This window comes from Shewanella sp. 10N.286.48.B5 (assembly GCF_002874355.2).
GTDB lineage: Bacteria > Pseudomonadota > Gammaproteobacteria > Enterobacterales > Shewanellaceae > Shewanella.
Genome location: NZ_MCVG02000001.1, coordinates 989,607 through 1,010,685, shown reverse-complemented (window position 1 = coordinate 1,010,685; position 21,079 = coordinate 989,607). Strand labels below are relative to the sequence as shown.

The 21,079-nt window shown below is 40.7% G+C and carries 13 protein-coding genes and 1 pseudogene; 7 read left to right on the top strand and 7 right to left on the bottom strand.

Annotation, left to right across the window (positions count from 1 at the left end; genetic code table 11):
- Nucleotides 1-211 precede the first annotated feature (211 nt).
- Nucleotides 212-2,386, bottom strand: a pseudogene (locus tag BCU57_RS04355) (prolyl oligopeptidase family serine peptidase).
- A gap of 637 nt (nt 2,387-3,023) precedes the next feature.
- Complete coding sequence (locus BCU57_RS04350) at nt 3,024-3,893, bottom strand: flagellar protein MotY (RefSeq protein ID WP_102440501.1); 870 nt, start codon at nt 3,891-3,893, stop codon at nt 3,024-3,026.
- Nucleotides 3,894-4,032: 139 nt separating this feature from the next.
- On the opposite strand from BCU57_RS04350, the gene rnt reads away from it, so the two are divergent.
- Nucleotides 4,033-4,740: a ribonuclease T gene (rnt, locus tag BCU57_RS04345; RefSeq protein WP_102440500.1), complete on the top strand. Its 708-nt coding sequence runs from the start codon at nt 4,033-4,035 to the stop codon at nt 4,738-4,740.
- A 123-nt stretch (nt 4,741-4,863) separates the two neighbouring features.
- Here the strand turns inward: rnt and BCU57_RS04340 are convergent, their stop codons facing one another.
- The gene (locus BCU57_RS04340) at nt 4,864-5,469 is read right to left on the bottom strand and encodes a peroxiredoxin (protein ID WP_102440499.1); all 606 of its coding nucleotides are present in this window, start codon (nt 5,467-5,469) and stop codon (nt 4,864-4,866) included.
- Between the two features lie 410 nt (nt 5,470-5,879).
- Between BCU57_RS04340 and BCU57_RS04335 the strand changes: the two genes are divergently transcribed.
- The gene (locus tag BCU57_RS04335; protein WP_102440498.1) at nt 5,880-7,199 is read left to right on the top strand and encodes a Na+/H+ antiporter family protein; all 1,320 of its coding nucleotides are present in this window, start codon (nt 5,880-5,882) and stop codon (nt 7,197-7,199) included.
- A gap of 76 nt (nt 7,200-7,275) precedes the next feature.
- On the opposite strand, the gene upp is transcribed toward BCU57_RS04335, so the two are convergent.
- Nucleotides 7,276-7,902, bottom strand: a complete 627-nt coding sequence (gene upp, locus BCU57_RS04330; protein WP_076536836.1) for a uracil phosphoribosyltransferase — start codon at nt 7,900-7,902, stop codon at nt 7,276-7,278.
- Nucleotides 7,903-8,143: 241 nt separating this feature from the next.
- On the opposite strand from upp, the gene purM reads away from it, so the two are divergent.
- Nucleotides 8,144-9,181 (top strand): phosphoribosylformylglycinamidine cyclo-ligase, encoded by a 1,038-nt coding sequence (gene purM, locus BCU57_RS04325; protein ID WP_102440497.1) that lies wholly within the window; start codon nt 8,144-8,146, stop codon nt 9,179-9,181.
- A complete protein-coding gene (gene purN, locus BCU57_RS04320; protein ID WP_102440496.1) occupies nt 9,182-9,826 on the top strand; it encodes a phosphoribosylglycinamide formyltransferase in 645 nt (214 codons plus the stop codon). It abuts the gene before it with no gap.
- A gap of 93 nt (nt 9,827-9,919) precedes the next feature.
- Here the strand turns inward: purN and cysB are convergent, their stop codons facing one another.
- The gene (gene cysB / locus BCU57_RS04315) at nt 9,920-10,894 is read right to left on the bottom strand and encodes an HTH-type transcriptional regulator CysB (RefSeq protein WP_102440502.1); all 975 of its coding nucleotides are present in this window, start codon (nt 10,892-10,894) and stop codon (nt 9,920-9,922) included.
- A 286-nt stretch (nt 10,895-11,180) separates the two neighbouring features.
- On the opposite strand from cysB, the gene BCU57_RS04310 reads away from it, so the two are divergent.
- Nucleotides 11,181-11,966 carry a hypothetical protein gene (locus BCU57_RS04310; protein WP_102440495.1) on the top strand — a complete coding sequence of 262 codons (786 nt, stop codon included), beginning with the start codon at nt 11,181-11,183 and terminating at the stop codon, nt 11,964-11,966.
- A 208-nt stretch (nt 11,967-12,174) separates the two neighbouring features.
- Here the strand turns inward: BCU57_RS04310 and topA are convergent, their stop codons facing one another.
- Complete coding sequence (gene topA, locus BCU57_RS04305) at nt 12,175-14,868, bottom strand: type I DNA topoisomerase (RefSeq protein ID WP_102440494.1); 2,694 nt, start codon at nt 14,866-14,868, stop codon at nt 12,175-12,177.
- Nucleotides 14,869-15,214: 346 nt separating this feature from the next.
- On the opposite strand from topA, the gene astB reads away from it, so the two are divergent.
- Nucleotides 15,215-16,549, top strand: coding sequence for an N-succinylarginine dihydrolase (gene astB / locus BCU57_RS04300; protein WP_102440493.1), 1,335 nt, complete (start codon nt 15,215-15,217; stop codon nt 16,547-16,549).
- Between the two features lie 66 nt (nt 16,550-16,615).
- On the opposite strand, the gene BCU57_RS04295 is transcribed toward astB, so the two are convergent.
- On the bottom strand, nt 16,616-19,111 hold the full coding sequence (locus BCU57_RS04295; protein ID WP_413211447.1) for a hypothetical protein: 2,496 nt from the start codon (nt 19,109-19,111) through the stop codon (nt 16,616-16,618).
- A gap of 624 nt (nt 19,112-19,735) precedes the next feature.
- Here BCU57_RS04295 and BCU57_RS04290 point away from each other — a divergent pair.
- A complete protein-coding gene (locus BCU57_RS04290) occupies nt 19,736-21,046 on the top strand; it encodes a dicarboxylate/amino acid:cation symporter (RefSeq protein WP_102439770.1) in 1,311 nt (436 codons plus the stop codon).
- Nucleotides 21,047-21,079: the final 33 nt, after the last annotated feature.

Here is a 21,079-nt window from a genome sequence, read left to right as displayed (position 1 = left end):
AGCGACCTAGCAAAACGGGGATTATTTTAGGGTTTAAGACTTAATTTGGCATTAAAATATGGCTTTTGCAGAGATATTAGCGGCAAATGAATAAAGTTTAATGTTAGCGCCTTTTGCAGTTACATTTAGGTAACATAAAAATTGAGATTAACATCACGAATAGGCTGTAAATCTAGGCCTTTCAAGATAGTAATCTCAACATAAATTATCACTAATGAATTTTAGCGGGAATGGCTAAACCAAAACTGTGCCACAAGAAACTGTATATATCTGCAGCTTCATCAATTTTCATGGCAGTAGGTTTACCAGAGCCATGACCAGCATTGGACTCAATACGCATAATCACCGGCTTGTTTGCTTGTTGATGTTTTTGCATCATAGCTGCAAATTTAAAGCTATGCAGTGGCACAACGCGGTCATCATGATCTGCTGTCATCACCATAGTGGCAGGATAATTCCCAGGTTTGACATTATGATACGGAGAGTAAGCTAATAATGCAGGGAATTGCTCAGCCACATCCGCGCTGCCATATTCACTGACCCAGGCCTAACCTATGGTGAACTTCTGAAACCGTAGCATATCTAGCACACCGACCGCTGGCAGTACTGCGGCAAATAAATCAGGTCGCTGTGTTAATACCGCGCCCATCAATAAACCACCATTACTGCGACCATAAGCGCCTAACTTTGATTTGTTGGTGTAACCATTATCAATCAGGTATTCCGCAGCAGCATAATAGTCATCAAACACATTCTGCTTTTTATCGAACATGCCTGCTTGATGCCAACTTTCGCCATATTCTGCCCCGCCGCGGATATTGGGAACGGCATATATTCCGCCCATATCGAGCCAAGCAATATTTGCAGGGCTAAAACGTGGTGTCATCGAAATCGAAAAGCCACCATAGGCATAGAGCAGTGTTGGGTTGTTGCCATTAAGGGTTACCCCTTTTTTATAAGACACCATCATTGGAATACGGGTGCCATCTTTACTGGTATAAAACACTTGCTCAGAAACGTAGTCATCGGGATTAAACGAAACTTTAGGCTGATTATATAAACTGGTTTCACCGCTTCTAAAATCAAATTTATAAATCGTTTGCGGTTGCACATAGCTATTGAAGGCAAAATAGAAATAATCTTTACTGCGTTTTCCGTATGGTCCTAAAACACGGCCTTTACCTGGAAGCGCAACATCTTGCCTTTTGGTGCCATTTAAACCGTATATCGATACTTTACCTAATACATCATGTAGGTAACTCACTACAAAATGATCATGGACAATCGCAATATCGTTAATGGGATCGCTAGACTCAGGGATAATGGTTTGCCAATGGGCTTTTTCTGGACGATTAATATTTATCTCAATAACTTTTCCATTTGGCGCATCTAAATCTGTCTTAAAATAGAAATGCTCTTCATCATTACCAAGGAAAACATATTGAGCTTCTAAATCGGTGATTAACTCAACCACTTCAGCATCAGCAGATTGCAGTGACTTATAGAAGAACCGATTGCGGCTATCAGTGCCTTGAGAGACAGTTATTAATAAGTAGTCGCCCTTTTCGGTTATTTCAGCCCCAAAGCCCCAATCTTTGTTTTGTGGGCGCTCATAAATAAGTATATCTTCAGCTTGCTGGGTACCAATTTTGTGGTAATACACTTTTTGATTAAAATTGACATCAGCAAGTGCATCGCCACCGGCTGGTGCATCATAGCGAGAATAATAAACACCTTGGTTATTGGCGTCCCACGTGGCGGTTGAAAACTTAATCCACTGCAGTTTATCGGCCAGCGCTGCGCCTGAGGCAATATCAATGAACTGCCACTGCTGCCAGTCAGATCCAGATTTTGAAACGCCGTAGGCCAGTGTTTTACCGTCATTACTGACCGAAACACCAGATAGCGCAACGGTACCGTTTTCAGAAAGTGTATTGGGGTTAAGTAATTCTTTGGTATTGCCAGCTTTATCAGTTACATACAACACAGACTGTGACTGCAACCCGTCATTTTGATAGAAAAAAGTATTTGAGCCATTTTCAAATGGCGCTGACACTTTCTCAAAATTCCATAATGCTGTAATGCGATCAACCACAGCTTGCTTGTTGTTAATGTTATTTAAATACTGGCTACCAAAATCTTGTTGTTGTTTAACCCACTGTTCAGTTTCTGGTGTATTTTGCTCTAAATGTCTGAAAGGATCGGCAACACTCACACCGTGTAGTGTTTCAACCAAATCTTGTTCGACTGTATTTGGATAAGAATATTTAGTGGTACTTGTGACTTGTTCTACCGTAGAGTCTGGTGCGTGTTGACAAGCAGTAAGTGCAGTTCCAAGGACAATGGAGAGTAGTGAACCCTGTAATAAGGGCATTTTTATTATCATTTTAAGCAACCTTCTTTTGCATTGTGGCTTCATGCCTGAAAGTAATATACCTCAAAATATAATTATTGCGAAAATCTGTATTTATTTAGGGATTACAAGACTATTTCATAGGCTTATCACAAGATAATTTCGAATAAAAATAATTAGCCAGGTACTTTAATTGAATAACTTAACAATTGATTATCATCCAATACCGCACACTTTCGACTAAATATGCACGCCAGATGATTATTCATTTACTTATAGCGCTATTACTTCATAAATGGGTGCTTAAACGCTAAAGCTCAACCTAAAGTCACATTAGTTTTTTTAATGCGAAGTCGAAATTTTTCTAGTTTGTCAGCTTAGAGCAAAGTCTCTAATATACGCCTTGTTTTCAGGACATAGCTTATTAAGTTGACATAGCTTACTGAGTTATAGAAAACCAAGAACTTCTAGTTGATGTATCCCAATACCTCAACTTATCCCTGGTTCTTATGCTTGACTTCCTTCCTTGAATTTGTGAATACAAATTGTTTGCCCGCTTACTTTAAGCGGGTATTTTTTTGCCTATTTTTCGAGAATAATACAGAAATAGTAGAGACAAAAAAGGCCTAATCACCCGACTAAGCCAATTAGAAAATTTATCATCTGTAGGTTAAATCGTTTTAGAAATTTTAATCACTACTCGACGGTTACGATCTCTTTCTTCAGAGAGTTGATTCGATGCAACATGGCGTCTTTCACCGTGACCGGTTTTATGGATTCTGCTTTGCTCAATGCCACTGGCAACTAATAAATCAGCCACAGAATCGGCCCGTCTATCCGATACCCTTTGGTTAACCGAACGCCCACCATAACTATCGGTATAAGCGTCAACAAACACTAGCTCAACATCAGAGTCATAAGATAAGTATTCCTGCACTCGGTTTAATTGAAGCTTAGAGAAACGGGTTAATGCGGTGCCGCCTGCTTCATAGTTAAGTACAGTAAATGCGATATCGTCAAAACTATAAGGTAATAGCGTAGCCAAACAAGAACGGAATTGACGATATTCACCACCAAAATTAGCTGCTGATAACCCTACCGCGACTTTATCAGTGCGGTTATACCAATCAGCATAATAAAAAGTCGGCTGCATGCCTTTACTTAATTCAGTCAGCATCGACCAAGCTGCTTTACGTGGCACTTCACCGTTAAACTGCTTATGGTAAGTTAAGGTGGTGATCTCTTTTGCATTAACGCCTGGGCGCCATTGGGGCGCTTTACTTATCAGTTGCGCCTCGGTGATTTGATCGGGTTTATTCCACATATCAAGACTAAAGTTCAAATTTAAGTCTTTACCAGCACGACTAGTGAAAATAGCTTTGCCGTATGCAGGGATGTCATGTTCAAGCCGACACTCTATCGGGCTATTTTCGCTTAGGCGCCACATAGAGTCATCAAGAGACGCAACATATTGTTGTAAATCAGCTTGTGCTGAAGATACAAAACAAAAACTGCTTACTAAAAGTAATTTACGCCACATAAAAACATCCCGATTGCTGATCACATATTTTTTATCGGCAGTATTTAATTTTCCTTTAGCAGAATTATTCGCCGATCAAACATGACACCGAGGCGCAGTTTTAGCATAATAGCCGCCAGAATGAAGAATGAGGTTTTTAATGAGCGATATCTGCGACGCAAACAAATTCAAACACCGCTTTAGAGGTTACTTCCCTGTAGTTATCGATGTCGAGACTGCGGGATTTAATGCTGCAACTGATGCGTTGCTAGAAATAGCTGTCACCACCCTTAAAATGAATGATGATGGCGTAATCGAATTGGATAAAACCATTCACTTTCATATCGAGCCTTTTGAAGGTGCCAATCTTGAACCAGAAGCCTTAGCATTTAATGGGATTGATCCAACCAATCCATTACGTGGTGCTATTGACGAAAAACAAGCATTTCTAGAAATATTCAAGATGGTTAAAAAAGCGCAAAAAGCTGCTGACTGTCATCGCTGTATTATCGTTGCCCATAATGCAGCATTTGATATTGGCTTTGTAAATAAAGCCATTGAGCGAAATGATTTAAAACGGTCGCCATTCCACCCTTTTGCGACCTTTGACACCGCAACTCTTGCAGGTCTTGCTATTGGTCATACGGTATTAGCCAAAGCCTGTAAAATGGCCGGCATTGATTTTGATAATAAAGAAGCGCATTCCGCCTTATATGATACTGAACGTACTGCTGAACTTTTTTGCTATATCGTCAATCGATGGAAAGCGTTAGGTGGCTGGCCTATGCCAGTTGCAGAAGACACTGAAGATTCTTCTGCAGAGCTTGATACCAGTGCTGTGACTGCGATAACACCTACAGCTCAGTAGTCATGCATGTTAGCTGTTTGCAAAAATATAACAGCTTTAAAAAAGAGAAACTGTGGACTAATTAAGTCCCAATAACAAAAAAGCTGCCATTGGCAGCTTTTTTAGATCTAACTAGCTAATAACTTAAAGCTGGTCAGAATTATCTTTTAAGTAAGAAGCAACACCTTCAGTGGTTGCAGTCATACCCTTGTCGCCTTTTTCCCAACCAGCAGGACAAACTTCACCGTGCTCTTCGTGGAATTGTAATGCATCGATCATACGTAGCATTTCATCAACGTTACGACCTAGTGGCAGATCGTTAACAACTTGATGGCGGACTTGACCTTCTTTGTCGATTAAGAAAGACGCACGGAAAGCAACACCAGCTTCTGGATGCTCAACATCGTAAGCTTTACAGATTTCATGCTTAACGTCAGCAACTAACGTGTAGTTAACTTCACCAATACCGCCTTTATCTACTGAAGTATTTCTCCAAGCGTTGTGTGAGAACTGAGAGTCAATTGAAACACCAATAACTTCAACACCGCGTTTAGTGAATTCTTCAATACGGTGATCAAATGCGATCAACTCAGAAGGACACACGAAAGTGAAATCAAGTGGGTAAAAGAAAACAACAGCTTGCTTACCTTTAATAGCAGTCGCTAGGTTGAAGCTATCAACGATTTCACCAGTACCAAGAACCGCAGCGGCAGTAAAATCTGGGGCCGGACGGCCTACTAATACGCTCATTTTATATCTCCATCTATGGATTGAAAAAAATTTAAAACAATGCCTGTTAATCTGGATGGCATTATACCCGAACTGCAGCAATATGCGAGATAGCTCGCATTAATGCATACCTAAATAGATATATTGTTCTCATATTTGAGCTATACCTTACCCGTTATTGATAAAAGAGATAAGCCCTTTATGCTGAAAAGTATTTCAGCTGCTGATAAATGCTCCATATTAAAAAGATTCTGTGACATGAAGAATAAAAATAACATCCTCACAAGCCTTGTTACAAGAATCATAAACCCCAATCACAAGCAGGCAAAACATTTAAACTCGTTAGAGATAAACTGGACATGTATACCTATACAGATAAGAATAAGCTCAGAATAATTATCTAAAACACAACTCAATAAGAATTAATTAATATGAATGCCGTCGTAATTGCTGTCACCTTAATGCTCGCATTAAGTCTTATGCGTGTGAATGTTGTCATCGCGCTCACCATTAGTGCCCTCGCGGCTGGCCTATTTGGTGGATTAGATATACATCAAACCATCACCGCTTTTAATAATGGTCTCGGTGGCGGAGCACAAATTGCGTTAAGTTATGCACTTTTAGGTGCCTTTGCTGCTGCGCTATCACACTCAGGTTTAACCACGCTCATTTCCCACAACATCATTAAAAAAGTGGGAAAAGAACCAAACAGCACCAATACCTTAGTGGTTCGTTGGTTGATCTTAGCGTCAATATTAATCATGGCCATTAGCTCGCAAAATATTTTGCCTATTCATATCGCCTTTATTCCCATTTTAATTCCGCCACTATTACATGTATTAAGTAAGCTCAACATTGATCGCCGCTTAGTGGCTTGTATCATCACTTTTGGCTTAGTTACCACCTACATGATTTTACCCATTGGTTTTGGTGGTATTTTCTTAAATGACATCTTGTTAGCTAATTTAAACAATAACGGCCTTGGCGCTGTTAAAGAGCAAATTCCAATGGCAATGATGCTACCCGCTCTTGGAATGATCACTGGCTTATTAATAGCGGTATTTATCACTTACCGTAAACCACGCCAGTATGAAATTAAAGATGTCGAGTCCACAGAAAAAATAGTGAGTATCAACAAGAAAACTATCGTGATTTCTTTATTCGCCATTTTTGCAACCTTAGTGGTGCAGCTACAAACTGATTCAATGATTTTTGGCGCCTTGACGGGCTTTCTCATTTTCCGCTTCTCAGGCATTATCAAAGCGGATGTGAGGCAAGATATGTTTAACCAAGGCGTGCTAATGATGGCCAATATCGGCTTCATCATGATTGCAGCTGCAGGTTTTGCTGCTGTGGTAAAATCAACAGGTGAAGTCAGCACCCTAGTGACTTCATTAGGCGACATCATTGGCGATAATAAAGCGCTTGCCGCACTATTGATGCTTGTTGTCGGCTTATTAATTACCATGGGGATTGGCTCTTCTTTCTCTACCATCCCAATTATTGCTACGATTTATGTTCCATTAGCAATGACATTTGGCTTTTCAGTGGCGGCTACAATCGCCTTGGTGGGCACAGCCGCTGCATTAGGTGATGCGGGCTCTCCTGCATCGGACTCAACCTTAGGCCCAACAGCAGGCTTGAATGCTGATGGCCAGCACGATCATATTCGTGACAGTGTTATCCCAACCTTTATTCATTACAACATTCCGTTAATCGCATTTGGTTGGATTGCTGCGATGGTTTTGTAGTTAATAAAATAAGCAATAAAAAGGGAGCCAATTGGCTCCCTTTTTATTGCTTAACAATGTTAGTAACAGAGGTTAGTTACTTAGTACCAAATATCTTATCACCAGCATCACCTAAACCAGGTAAAATATAACCTTGCTCATTTAGGCAGTCATCAATAGCGGCAGTGTATAATTCAATATCAGGATGGGCAGCTTCTAGTGCTTTAATACCTTCAGGGGCCGCCACAAGCACTAATGCTTTAATAGACACACAGCCACGGCTTTTTAGTAAATCTATAGTCGCAATCATTGAGCCACCAGTAGCAAGCATTGGATCAACCACAATGGCAACACGCTCATCAACATTACTGACTAACTTGTCAAAATATGGCACTGGCTCGAGTGTTTCTTCATCACGGTAAATACCCACAACTGAAATTTTAGCGCTAGGCATATGCTCTAAGACACCATCCATCATGCCAAGACCAGCACGCAGAATAGGTACCACTGTCACCTTTTTACCTTTTATTTGCTCAATTTCAACAGGGCCGTTCCAGCCAGGGATGGTTACTTTTTCAGTTTCAAAATCAGAAGTGGCTTCATAAGTTAATAAACTACCGACTTCAGTAGCAAGCTCACGAAATCTTTTAGTACTAATATCAGCTTCACGCATTAAACCCACTTTATGGCGGATTAGCGGGTGTTTAACTTCAACGACTTTCATTTTTGCACTCCTATTGATGAGATATTTTTCGCAAATTCTTCAAATCTTAGTTTATTTATCCTCATTAGAAAACATAAAGTTTCATATTTGCAAACAATCTCACGCTAAAACAATAAAACTATTACAGAAAACTGTTTTCATGGGCGCATAAATCCAAATGATGGCTTTCGACGACGATCACAAGCTGTTAGAATATCGCCGCATAAAATCCCATAAAACGATGTACCCTAGAGGATCCTCCGTGACTACTCCTACACCACTTAGTTACAAAGACGCTGGCGTTGATATCGATGCTGGTAATGCATTAGTAGATAACATTAAAACTGCAGTAAAACGCACTCATCGTCCTGAAGTTATGGGCAATTTAGGTGGTTTTGGCGCGCTATGCGAGCTACCAACTAAATATAAACACCCTGTATTAGTTTCTGGTACTGACGGTGTTGGTACAAAACTGCGTTTAGCCATTGATTACAAAAAGCATGACACTGTCGGTGTTGATTTAGTTGCTATGTGTGTTAATGACCTAATCGTATCTGGTGCAGAGCCTTTATTCTTCCTTGATTACTACGCAACAGGCAAGCTTGATGTCGAAACAGCAACTTCAGTTGTTAATGGCATTGCAGAAGGCTGTTTTCAGTCTGGTTGTGCCTTAATTGGCGGCGAAACCGCTGAGATGCCAGGCATGTACGAAGGTGAAGATTACGACTTAGCAGGCTTTTGTGTAGGTGTTGCTGAAAAAGAAAACCTTATCGATGGTACTAAAGTAAAATCTGGCGATGCGTTAATTGCACTAGGTTCTACTGGTCCTCATTCAAATGGTTATTCTTTAATTCGTAAAGTACTTGAAGTAAGCAAAGCGGATCCTAAGCAAGATTTAGCCGGTAAGCCGCTAATCGATCATCTGTTAGAACCAACAAGAATTTATGTTAAGCCGCTTTTAAAGCTGCTTGAACAAACAGAAGTGCATGCCATGGCTCATATCACTGGCGGTGGCTTCTGGGAAAATATTCCTCGTGTACTGCCAAACGATTGCAAAGCCGTTGTCAAAGGTGATTCTTGGCAGTGGCCTGTGGTTTTCGATTGGTTAATGGAAAACGGCAACATTGAACAATTTGAAATGTACCGCACCTTTAACTGCGGTGTAGGCATGATAATCGCCTTACCAGCAGAGCAAGTTGATGCCGCATTAACCTTGCTACAAGCTGAAGGTGAAAACGCTTGGTTAATCGGTGAAATTGCTACTCGCCAAGGTGACGAAGAGCAAGTGGAGATTAACTAGATGACTGATTGCTGTCGTGTTCTAGTACTCATCTCTGGTAATGGTAGTAATTTACAAGCCATTATTGATGGTTGCGATGACAATGTCAGTGCTGAGGTAGTCGGCGTAATTAGTAACAAGCCTGATGCCTATGGATTAATCCGTGCGCATCAGAGTGAAATTGATACTAGCTGCGTTATTGCACGCAAAGATGAAACTCGAGTCCAATATGATCAACGCCTGAAGCAAGCCATCGAGAAATATCAACCTGACTTAATTGTACTTGCTGGCTTTATGCGGATTTTATCTGATGAATTTGTTAGCCAATATCTGGGAAAGATGATCAACATCCATCCTTCTTTATTGCCTAAATACACTGGATTAAATACCCATCAAAGAGCCATAGATGCCAAAGATGCTGAACATGGCGCCAGTGTGCACTTTGTTATTCCGCAGCTTGACGCTGGGCCTGTGATTTTGCAGGCTAAAGTACCGGTTTATGAAGAAGATGATGTTGATACGCTTGCAGCACGTGTACATGAACAAGAGCATGCTATTTACCCACTGGTCGTTAAGTGGTTCAGCTTACAGCGTTTAAAAATGGTGGATAACATCGCCTATTTAGATGATAAAGCGATTGGCGTGCATGGTTACGCACCAGACTAAATCACGTTAACTTGCTATCAGCTTCAAATAAAAAATCTCGCATTCGCGAGATTTTTTTGTTTGAACACAGCTTATGCCCCCTTCAAGTTCAAACTAGCGAACAGGTAACGTCATGCCTGCAAACATTTCATCAATCAATTGCTGATCACGTAACGCAACCGCTTTTTCTACCACATCACGGGTGAGATGCGGGGCGAAGTTATACATAAAGTCATACATGTAACTTCTTAAAAAGCTGCCACGTCTAAAGCCTATTTTAGTGGTGCTGTGGGCAAATAAATGACTTGCGTCAATGGCAACCAAGTCTTTATCAATAATTGGGTCAATGGCCATAGAAGCAATAACACCCACACCTAGGCCTAATCTGACATAGGTTTTTAGCACGTCAGCGCTCGTGGCACTAAATACCACTCTGGGCTCAAGTTCGGCTTTATTAAATGATTTTTCTATTTCTGAGGCTTTATCAAAGCCAAACACATAAGTCACTAACGGAAATTCAGCTAAATCTTCAATGGTTAATGTTTTACGATTGGCCAACGGATGATCTTTGGTCACCACCACAGAACGGTTCCAATGGTAACAAGGCAACATAATTAAGTCTGAATACAGATGCATAGCTTCAGTTGCAATGGCAAAATCGGCATCACCGCGAGCAGCTTGTTCACTAATTTGCGATGGCGTACCTTGGTGCATATGTAAGTTAACTTTCGGATAGCGCTTAATAAAAGGCTTAATCACTTGCGGTAAAGCGTAACGGGCCTGAGTATCTGTTGTTGCGATATTCAGCTCGCCTTGGTTAGGCTGGGTATATTCTTCTGATACTTTTTTAATGCTTTCAACTTTACCCAAAATGTCATTAGAAATATCAATGACCATTTGGCCTGCTGGGGTCACATGTGTAAGATGTTTACCACTGCGACCAAAGATTTGGATCCCTAACTCATCTTCTAGCATCCGTACTTGTTTGCTGATCCCCGGCTGAGAAGTATAAAGGTCTTCAGCGGTAGCCGAGACATTTAAATTATGTTTTACCACTTCGGCAATATATCTTAGTTGCTGTAATTTCATGTTACGACCTTCACCCTTGCCAATCACATATTATTTTAACCTTATAGCTAAATGTTATAGAACATCTAAAATATTAATGCAAACAGTAATAACAACATTGAGAGTTTTGCATGTTATTGCTCTGTAATGCTAATCTTGACCACTGTGTCACTATTTCCACAATTTTTCGTCACAATGTAAGACTTTTTTACGACACACACTTTTTCATAAGCTAGAATACCAGCTTAGATATTTATAAAAGTGGCAGTTAAGCCACTGTCCAATTTTATTATTGAATGGAAACCACATGACCTTTACTTTGGTACTGATCCTTATAGGTGCACTTTTTCTCCTCATCATTGGTATCAGTCTGATACAACAACAAAAAGAGCGTGCTGAAGCCGAACGCCGAATGGAATTAAAACGTCAGCGAGCCATCATAGATGAAACTGAGTCAGTACTTTCCAGCACCGGCTTAGCTTCTTTTCCTAGCAGTATTATTTTGGTGTTATATAAACGCATCAATGAAGCCCTACAGGTGTCGGTGTCCTATTTAGTAAATCAGCCTCAGCAGGCGGATTACCAACGCAGACAAATTGATATTCAAGCGCAAATAACCAATTTAAATAACAATGCAATGCAAGCCTTAGCCATAGAAAACTTTCGTTTACCTGACAATGACAAGCAAATTCTAGAATTAGTACAAATGCTTAAAAAAATAAAAGCCATTGTTCGGGCAGAAAATAATAAAGGTAAAATAGAGCCGCAGGTGTTTGCTGAAGCAGAAAGTCGTATCGACAGTTACCAGTTACGCATCAATGTTGAATCCATGCTTTCAAGAGCAAGAGCGTCTAATTCGCTAAAACAATTTGGCTCTTCTAAGCAAATGGTGTCGAAGGCGCTAGCCACACTGCAAGCGATTAAAGCGAAAACCCCGGATGACCCATTTATTTCCCGCAAAGTTGACGAAGCAAAGGAGTTACTCAGTGAGATTAACTCACAGCAAAAACAAGTGATCCCAGATGCAGTAAAACCGAATAAAAATGAAGGTGATGATATTGATATGTTGTTTCAACCTAAAAAGAAGTGGTAACGGGTTAACTTATTTAATTTACAGATTTTAAAGCCTCTTCGGAGGTTTTTTATTGAGTGAAATATAATCGCCCCCTAATAATCAAAACAGCAATGCTAATTATCCTATAGCTGTTTATTTAGATGATTAAAAACATGAAAATTGAGCAATAAAAATGGGACCCTATGGTCCCATTTTTTTCAATCGCTAATTTGTTAGAGAAAGAAGATTAATCTTCCTTTTTCTTTACTGTTTTTTTCGCTGCTGGCTTTTTGGCCGCCGCTTTCTTAGCTGGCTTTTTCTTAGTTGATTCGCTCACCCATTTGCCACCAATGAATTTTGATGACCAACCAGTGGCTTTTCCGTCAACTTCAGTAGCAACATATTGCTCTTTGGTTTTACGACTAAATTTAACTGCGGCTTTATTACCATCATCATCGGTAACTGGCGCATCGGCAAGGTACTGATATTTTGGCCAAAGTTGCTCACGATAATGAACCAGTTCTTCAACCAAAGGCGCTCGTGTTTCACGAGATTTAGGGAACGTACTTGCTGCAAGGAAAATACCTGCCGCGCCGTCACGCAATACAAAATGTGCATCAGACTTAGTACATTTCAAATCAGGTAAGAAGATAGGATCTTCTTTAGGTGGCGCCGCTTCGCCGCTTTTTAGTAACTTGCGGGTATTTTTACATTCGGTGTTGGTACAACCAAAGTATTTACCAAAGCGGCCATTTTTAAGTTCCATATCATTGCCGCACTTATCGCATTCAATGATTGGTCCTTCATAACCTTTAATCTTAAATTGACCAGCTTCGATTTCGTAACCTTCACAGGTTGGGTTATTACCACAAACATGTAATTTACGTTCTTCATCGATGAGATAACTGTCCATTGCGGTGCCACATTTACCACAACGATGTTTAGCACGCAGTGCATCAGTTTCAGCATCTTCATTGTCGCTGACAGCTTCTTCACCTGGTGTTAAGTTCATGGTGGTTTTACAGCGCTCTTTTGGCGGTAAAGCATAACCAGAACAGCCTAAGAACACACCGGTGGTGCCGGTACGAATACCCATTGGGCGACCACAGGTTGGACACTTAATGTCTTCAGCCAGCACCATCTCATTAAGACGCATGCCGCCTTCTTCCGGATCTAACTCTGCATGTTTAAGTTGCTTAGTTAAATCGCCATAGAAACCATCAAGGACTTTTTTCCACTCAAGTTTACCTTGAGCGACATCATCAAGGGTTTGCTCCATGCTAGCTGTAAAGTCAAAGTTCATAATGTCACTGAAGCTTTCAACTAAACGGTCACTAACAATTTCACCCATCTTTTCAGCGAAGAATCGACGGTTTTCTACTTTTACATAACCGCGGTCTTGAATAGTTGAAATAATCGTTGCATAGGTTGATGGACGACCGATACCGCGCTTTTCAAGCTCTTTAACTAATGACGCTTCACTAAAACGTGCAGGCGGCTTAGTAAAATGTTGTTTAGGTAACAATTCATTTAGATCTAACACATCGCCTTTATTAACCACTGGCAAAGTCTTGTCTTCTTCGTTCTTCTTACCCATTGGCGGTTGCACTTTAGTCCAACCGTCAAAGCGCAGTGTACGACCACTGGCTTTAAGTTCGTAATCACCTGCAGTCACAGTCAAACGAGTCGCATCATATTTAGCTGGATTCATTTGACATGCAACGAATTGGCGCCAAATAAGCTCATAAAGGCGCTGAGCGTCTCTTTCCATATCAGTCATTGTAGCTGATAGGATTTTAACGTTAGACGGTCTGATAGCCTCATGCGCCTCTTGAGCGCCCTCTTTACTACCATATCGAATTGGGCTTTCTGGTAAATAGTCGTTGCCGTACTCAGAAGCGATCATTTCCCGTACACCATCTACCGCTTCTTGACTTAAATTAGTCGAGTCGGTACGCATATAGGTAATATGCCCTGCTTCATAAAGACGCTGCGCCATCATCATGGTCTTTTTAACACCAAAACCAAGACGAGTACTCGCTGCTTGTTGTAATGTTGAGGTGATATAAGGCGCTGATGGTTTACTTGATGTCGCTTTATCATCACGACCGGTAACCACAAACTTTGAATCTTTTAACGCATCTAACGCTACTTGAGCTTGAGCTTCATTAATTGGACTAAAGGCCGCCGACTGATATTTTGCCACTTGCATTTTTAGCTTTTGAGCTTGCGAAGTTGCTAAATCAGCATGCACATCCCAAAATTCTTCAGGGACAAATGCCTTAATCTCACCTTCACGCTCAACTACCAGTCTAACGGCTACCGATTGAACACGGCCTGCAGATAAACCGCGAGCTACTTTTTTCCAAAGTAATGGCGACACCATGAAACCCACAACTCGGTCTAAAAAGCGACGCGCTTGTTGTGCGTTAACCATGTTGGTATCAAGTACAGATGGTTTGCTAAATGCATCTTGAATGGCTGTTTTGGTAATTTCGTTGAACACAACGCGCTGATAACGAGATTCGTCACCACCAATAATTTCCTGCAAATGCCATGCAATTGCCTCACCCTCTCTATCCAAATCGGTTGCGAGATAGATGTGGTCAGCAGTTTCAGCTAATGCTTGCAGCTCTTTAACGACTTTTTCTTTACCTGGTAGGATTTGATACTTAGCCGCCCAGCCTTTTTCTGGGTTAATCCCCATACGGGCAACTAAAGCACGTTTATCCCGCGCGAGTTTGTATTTAGCTTTTTCTTCAGGCGCCATTTTTCTAACTTCAGCCGGCGTTTTAGTCGCTACCGTGCTGTCTGGCGATGATGATGTAGGCAAATCACGGATGTGACCTACACTCGATTTAACGATGAATTCTTTACCAAGGTACTTATTAATAGTCTTGGCTTTGGCCGGCGATTCGACAATAACTAGTGATTTACCCATAGTTTAATTTGCGCCAAAAAGTCTCTAACAGATATAAATTGGTTCCATATATAGAGTGTTGAGACGAATGTTTCAAGTAAATACCTCTAATATGTGTCCAGCGAGCCATTTTTTAATCAATTATAAAAAAGGAGAAAAAATAATATTGCGTTAATAAAAAGTAATATTTCATTATTTAGGGTCTAGCAAGTAAAACTTGTGCATGTTTAGTCACTTTTTCAATATTTGCGACCCGAGTCACCGCTTGTTAACCCTTATATCATCAGTATACTGACGGTAATTTCACAAAATTAAATCGTAAAAAACCTATTTAAATAACAATAAGAATGACTATTAAGGAAAATAAATGAAGCACTTTGAAGCGAACTTCGATGGTCTAGTCGGGCCAACGCACAACTATGCAGGGCTATCTTTTGGTAACGTTGCTTCATACAGTAACGCGGCCCAAGCATCAAACCCTAAGGCTGCCGCTAAGCAAGGGCTTCAAAAAGCAAAGTCACTCGCAGATCTTGGCATGATTCAAGGTGTATTAGCCCCTCAAGAGCGTCCAGACCTTTATTCGCTACGCCGTATGGGTTTTGCTGGCTCTGACGCTGAAGTGTTAACACAAGCCGCCAAGCAAGCTCCTGCATTACTCAATGCCTGCTGTAGTGCTTCATCTATGTGGACCGCTAATGCTGCAACTGTGTCACCCAGTGCTGACAGTCGAGATGGCAAGGTTCATTTTACGCCAGCAAATTTGGTAGATAAGTTACACCGTAGTATAGAACCGATAACTACGGCGAATATTTTAAAGGCCACATTTAAAGACGAACGTTTTTTTAAACATCATCAACATTTACCAGAACATGCAAGCTTTGGCGATGAAGGCGCAGCTAATCACACCCGTTTGTGTGGTGATTATGGTCATGCTGGGGTTGAGTTATTTGTCTACGGTCAAGAAGCGACTAACCCAAATGCAGTTAAACCGACTAAATATCCAGCAAGGCAAACATTAGAGGCATCGCAAGCGGTAGCGCGGTTACATCAAATCGATGACGAAAGCTGCGTTTTCATACAGCAAAACCCTGATGTGATTGACCAGGGGGTTTTCCATAATGATGTTATTTCTGTCGGTAACCAAAATGTGTTGTTCTATCATGAACAAGCATTTTTAAATACTGATGCAAAATTCGAAGAAATTCGCCATAAGATGAATACAGAAGTGCACTTTATCAAAGTTGCCACCTCGCAAGTGTCCATCAATGACGCCGTTAAAAGCTATTTGTTTAACACGCAAATTATCACCTTGCCAAACGGTGAAATGGCGATAATCGCCCCAACAAATTGCCAAGAAAACCCGGCAGTCCATGCTTATTTAAATGAGCTTGTGACTTTAGGAACGCCGATAAAACACGTTAAATATTTTGATGTAAAACAAAGTATGCAAAATGGCGGCGGCCCTGCTTGTTTGCGTTTACGTGTTGCCATGAGTGAATTAGAAATCTCCGCAGTCAATCAAAACACCTTGATGAATGACGCTTTATTTAGCCGCTTAAATCTATGGGTAGACAAGCATTACCGTGACAGCTTAGTTGTGGCTGATTTAGCCGATCCGCAGTTAATTATAGAATCGCGCACTGCATTGGATGAGTTAACTCAGATATTAAAGCTTGGCAGTGTTTATCAATTTCAGAAGTAGCTTTGAAATAATATTAAAAACAAAAGGGCGCCTGAGCGCCCTTTTTCAATTATTAACTCTATTTATTTATAGAATACTAATTGGGATAGTAATAACTTCTGTAACTGTTCCACCTGGAGTTTCTACTTTAACAGAGAACACTCCATTATTCGGCTCATCTTCACCTTTCAATAACACTGCAAATGAACGGCCACCATTATGATTAGAACTTGGCCAAATATATTGAGAGGTACTAGTTACTGAACCTGCAGATGCCGCAAATGTCACAATACTACCAGCGGGTAACTGCTGATTATGTAAATCAGAAAGTGTGAAATAGACTGCTGCAGAGCCTTTGCCAATAATTTGAATTGGGAAACTAACTAAATCCCCAGTTAAATCATAATAAGCAGCAAAGTGTCTTCTGCCTAATACTGCAGGATCACCCGCATCATCAACACCAATCACTTCATCCTCAACAACAATCTCAGTCGGTAGTGTTGCCACTGCAGTGCTACCCGACATCACCATTACAATACTGCGGCGAACAAATAATGATTTTTCTTCATTGATACCGTCAGCACAACCATCATGAGCCGGTTCAGAACAAAGTACGCCATTGTATAAGCCATCAGCTTTGTCAAAAACAGTATTAACATTGAAGTCGATTAACTCTTCAAGAGAGCCACCATCAAGTCCTTTTAAAGCATCCTCTGCTTGAGGGTTAAAAACAGTATCCTCATTGTAGTCATTAAAGGCATCGTCTAAATCAAACTTTTGACCTGTAACATCTTTACCATTTAAAAACTCATTGTATTCATCTGCATCAAAACGGCCATTACCATTTAAGTCTGGGAAAGACTCTTCACCAATTGCCGTTGCTGTAATCGTTGCACGTCCACCATATGGCTGACCATAATAATTACCATAAACGATGTTTGCTTCTGCACAAGTAGGATCTTCTGTTTTATCAGCTAATTTATAACATTTAAGTGATGCTTGAGGACTGATAGTTTGATTCCCTAAAGCATCGGTAAATGTATTACCTTCTGGTCGAGGAAGTTGCGACGTCCATATGACTGAACATACGCCATTCAATGTTTGACATGCATCTTCAATCGCACCGCCTTCAGTGGTAAAAGATACTGTCGTCCCATCAGGAACTGGGTTATTAAATGCATCTGCCATGCGTGCAGTAACAACAACTTCGGTTCCTTCTTGATCCCAACCTTCTGCATTATATAATTCAGCAGAAAGCGAGAAACTATCTTGATCTGGAATACCCGTAGATACGATAAGCTGACTTGATTGACTTGAAATGACAGGGCTAGAGCCTTGCACAGTTCCGGTCACACGCACAGATGTCGCTACTGTACCTGTAGTAACAACAGTTTGCACAATACCTTCATTGTTAGTCGTTGCAGTAATCGGGTCGATTGAAATACCACCCGCTATGGTATTCAATGAAAAATCTACTGCTTGGTTAGCAACAACATTACTGTTTTTATCTAACACGCGGAATTTAACTACTGATGATTCGATTCCACCAGTACCCAATATACCTATATTTTCAGGCTGTGCTTCAACAAATACAATACTACCGATATCTGCTTGTAAAATGTTTAAAGTTGCCACCGCAGATAAGCTAATGCCACCCGCGTTTGCAGTGACATTAATTTGATCTTCACCCACACAACCTTGAGCAAGATAGGTTGATGTAGCAACCCCATTTGACGAGGACACTGGTGAGCTAAGTTCGGCTTGAGCTGGAGATTTTGTCGCACAGGTTGAAGAGAAGTTAACATCAATAGGTTGGGTAAATGGATTACCATCTTCATCTTGAATAAGAACAGTTACTGTTGCCGTGCCACCTGCAGTTAATTCTGCAGTACTGACTTGTGCCACACCTTTTTCAAAAGGTGTACCGCTACCCATTTCAACATTGGTTGCACCAACCACAACGATGGTTTCACCTTTTTCACCACTTGATAATGAAGCCGTCACCAATCCTGCACCCAGAGAGCTTCCTGCATAAATATCTACTGATGCTTTCCCTTCATCATTAGTAACAGCCGAAGTAATCGGTAAATCACCAATTTCAGATGAAAAAGAAACGATAGTAGGTTTATTAATGCCAGTAATTGTTGCAACTAAGACGCCTGGAGATAAAGTACTTATAGTATCAACAGCTTCACCGGCAGAATCAAATAATTGTAAGGTTACCTGAGCACCACCACCTGCTTCGCCACCATCACCAAGCATTGTAAAAGCTTTACTGTCTGTTTCACCTGACTCTATTGATGCAGATACTGAACCAGAGCCTGCTATCTCAGCTGAATAAAGTGTTATGGTTGCGATACCATCAGAATCTGTCACTGCTGATGCAGTCGCGTTATCAAACGTACCTAGATTTGAATCATTTAGTGCAAAAGTAACCAATTCACCAGCAAGTACACCATCAATGGAATTTGAAACTAACGCTGTAAGAGTTGAGCCATCAATTGCCGATATAACTTGGTTCGATAAAGCTAACTCTACAGTGGTAATATCAACTCCGCCGCCGCCGTTGCCATCACCGACCATAGTAAAAGCAACAGAATCACTTTCACCACTATCAATAGATGCTGTCACAGTTCCAGAACCGGCAATATCAGCAGAGAAAAGCGTGATTGTTGCCACACCTTCAGAATTAGTCACTGCTGTAGCAGTTTCGTTATTGAAAGTTCCAAGCTCGGCATTATTTAATGCAAAAGTAACCAAAGTACCTGAAACGGCACCAGTGGACGAGTTAATCACAGTTGCTGTTAATTCAGCACCGGCAGTTGCATCTACATCTTGTGTGGAAATAGTTAATCCGACATCTATTGTGACAGGATCAGGATCCGTCCCTCCATTACCATCATCGGAAATGCTTCCACCACCACTACAAGCAAATAGAAATATTGAACTTAAAAGCGCTAAAAATAGTCTTTGTGCTGACCTCATTGTCAGTCTCCCTGTTACATTAAACTCGTACTTATGAATTATAATAGTTACTTAGTAAGCGATATCAAACAAAAATATTGCAACTTTCTCTTTACTCTACTGTTTTTTTCCACATTTATCCTCAAAAACTTTAACTTTTACCCCGTTTCATAAGATTTCGTTTCCTGATAGGCTTAAAAATGTAAAAAATATACTTATAAAAATGATGGGAAGGATGTAGTTTTGATTAATAAAAGTAAGCTTGGTTTAACAAGCAAAATACTAATAGGTATGGCAGCGGGTATTATTCTTGGATTAATTCTAAGAAATGTGTTCCCCGATAGTTTATTCGTAAAAGATTATATTACTGAAGGTATCTTGCACGTTGTTGGAACCATCTTCATTTCAAGTTTAAAAATGTTAGTGGTTCCGCTAGTGTTCGTATCACTGGTTTGTGGTACCTGTTCATTGAGTGACCCGTCCAAATTAGGCCGACTTGGTGGTAAAACCATTGCGTTTTACATGTTCACCACCGCGATTGCTTTAACGGTCGCAATTTCAATGGCCATTCTCGTTCACCCTGGTAACGCATCACTGGCAACCTCTGCGATGGAGTTCAGCGCTAAAGATGCCCCTAGCCTTGCTGAAGTCGTGATTAATATCGTACCAACAAACCCAATTGAAGCCATGAGCCAAGGCAACATGCTGCAAATCATTATTTTTGCAGTCATCTTTGGTTTTGCAATTTCACACATTGGCGAGCGCGGCGCACGTGTATCGGCATTATTTAATGATTTAAATGAAGTCATCATGCGCGTGGTTACTTTAATCATGCAACTTGCGCCTTATGGTGTATTTGCGCTGATGGCAAAACTAAGCTTAACCCTAGGTTTAGAAACATTCGGTAGCGTAGTTCAATACTTCTTCTTAGTAATTTTTGTATTACTTCTGCAAGCACTGGTTGTTTACCCTACGTTACTCAAGGCATTCTCAGGTTTAAGCCCATTAATGTTCTTACGTAAAATCCGTGATGTGCAATTATTTGCTTTCAGTACTGCAAGTTCAAATGCAACCTTACCTGTTACCATCGAGACGTGTGAACACCGTTTAGGTGCTGATAATAAAGTCGCTTCATTCACCTTACCCCTAGGCGCTACCATCAATATGGATGGCACCGCTATTATGCAAGGTGTGGCAACGGTATTTATTGCCCAAGTATTTGGTATTGAACTGAGCCTAATGGATTATGTAACAGTGGTTGTTACTGCGACATTGGCATCCATTGGTACTGCTGGCGTTCCTGGCGTTGGCTTAATCATGCTCGCCATGGTGCTCAACCAAGTCGGCCTTCCTGTAGAAGGTATTGCATTGATTATCGGTGTTGATCGTCTACTTGATATGATCCGTACCGCGGTTAACGTAACGGGTGACTCAGTCGCAACTATCGTCATTGCCAAATCTGAAGGTGAGTTCAATGAAGCTGTATTCAATGATTCACAAGCGGGTAAAGTAAGTGCGAGCTTTGAAGATCAAGTTAAAAACGTCAAAGCGTAAAATACATTAGCATTAAATATTTAGGCGCCATAT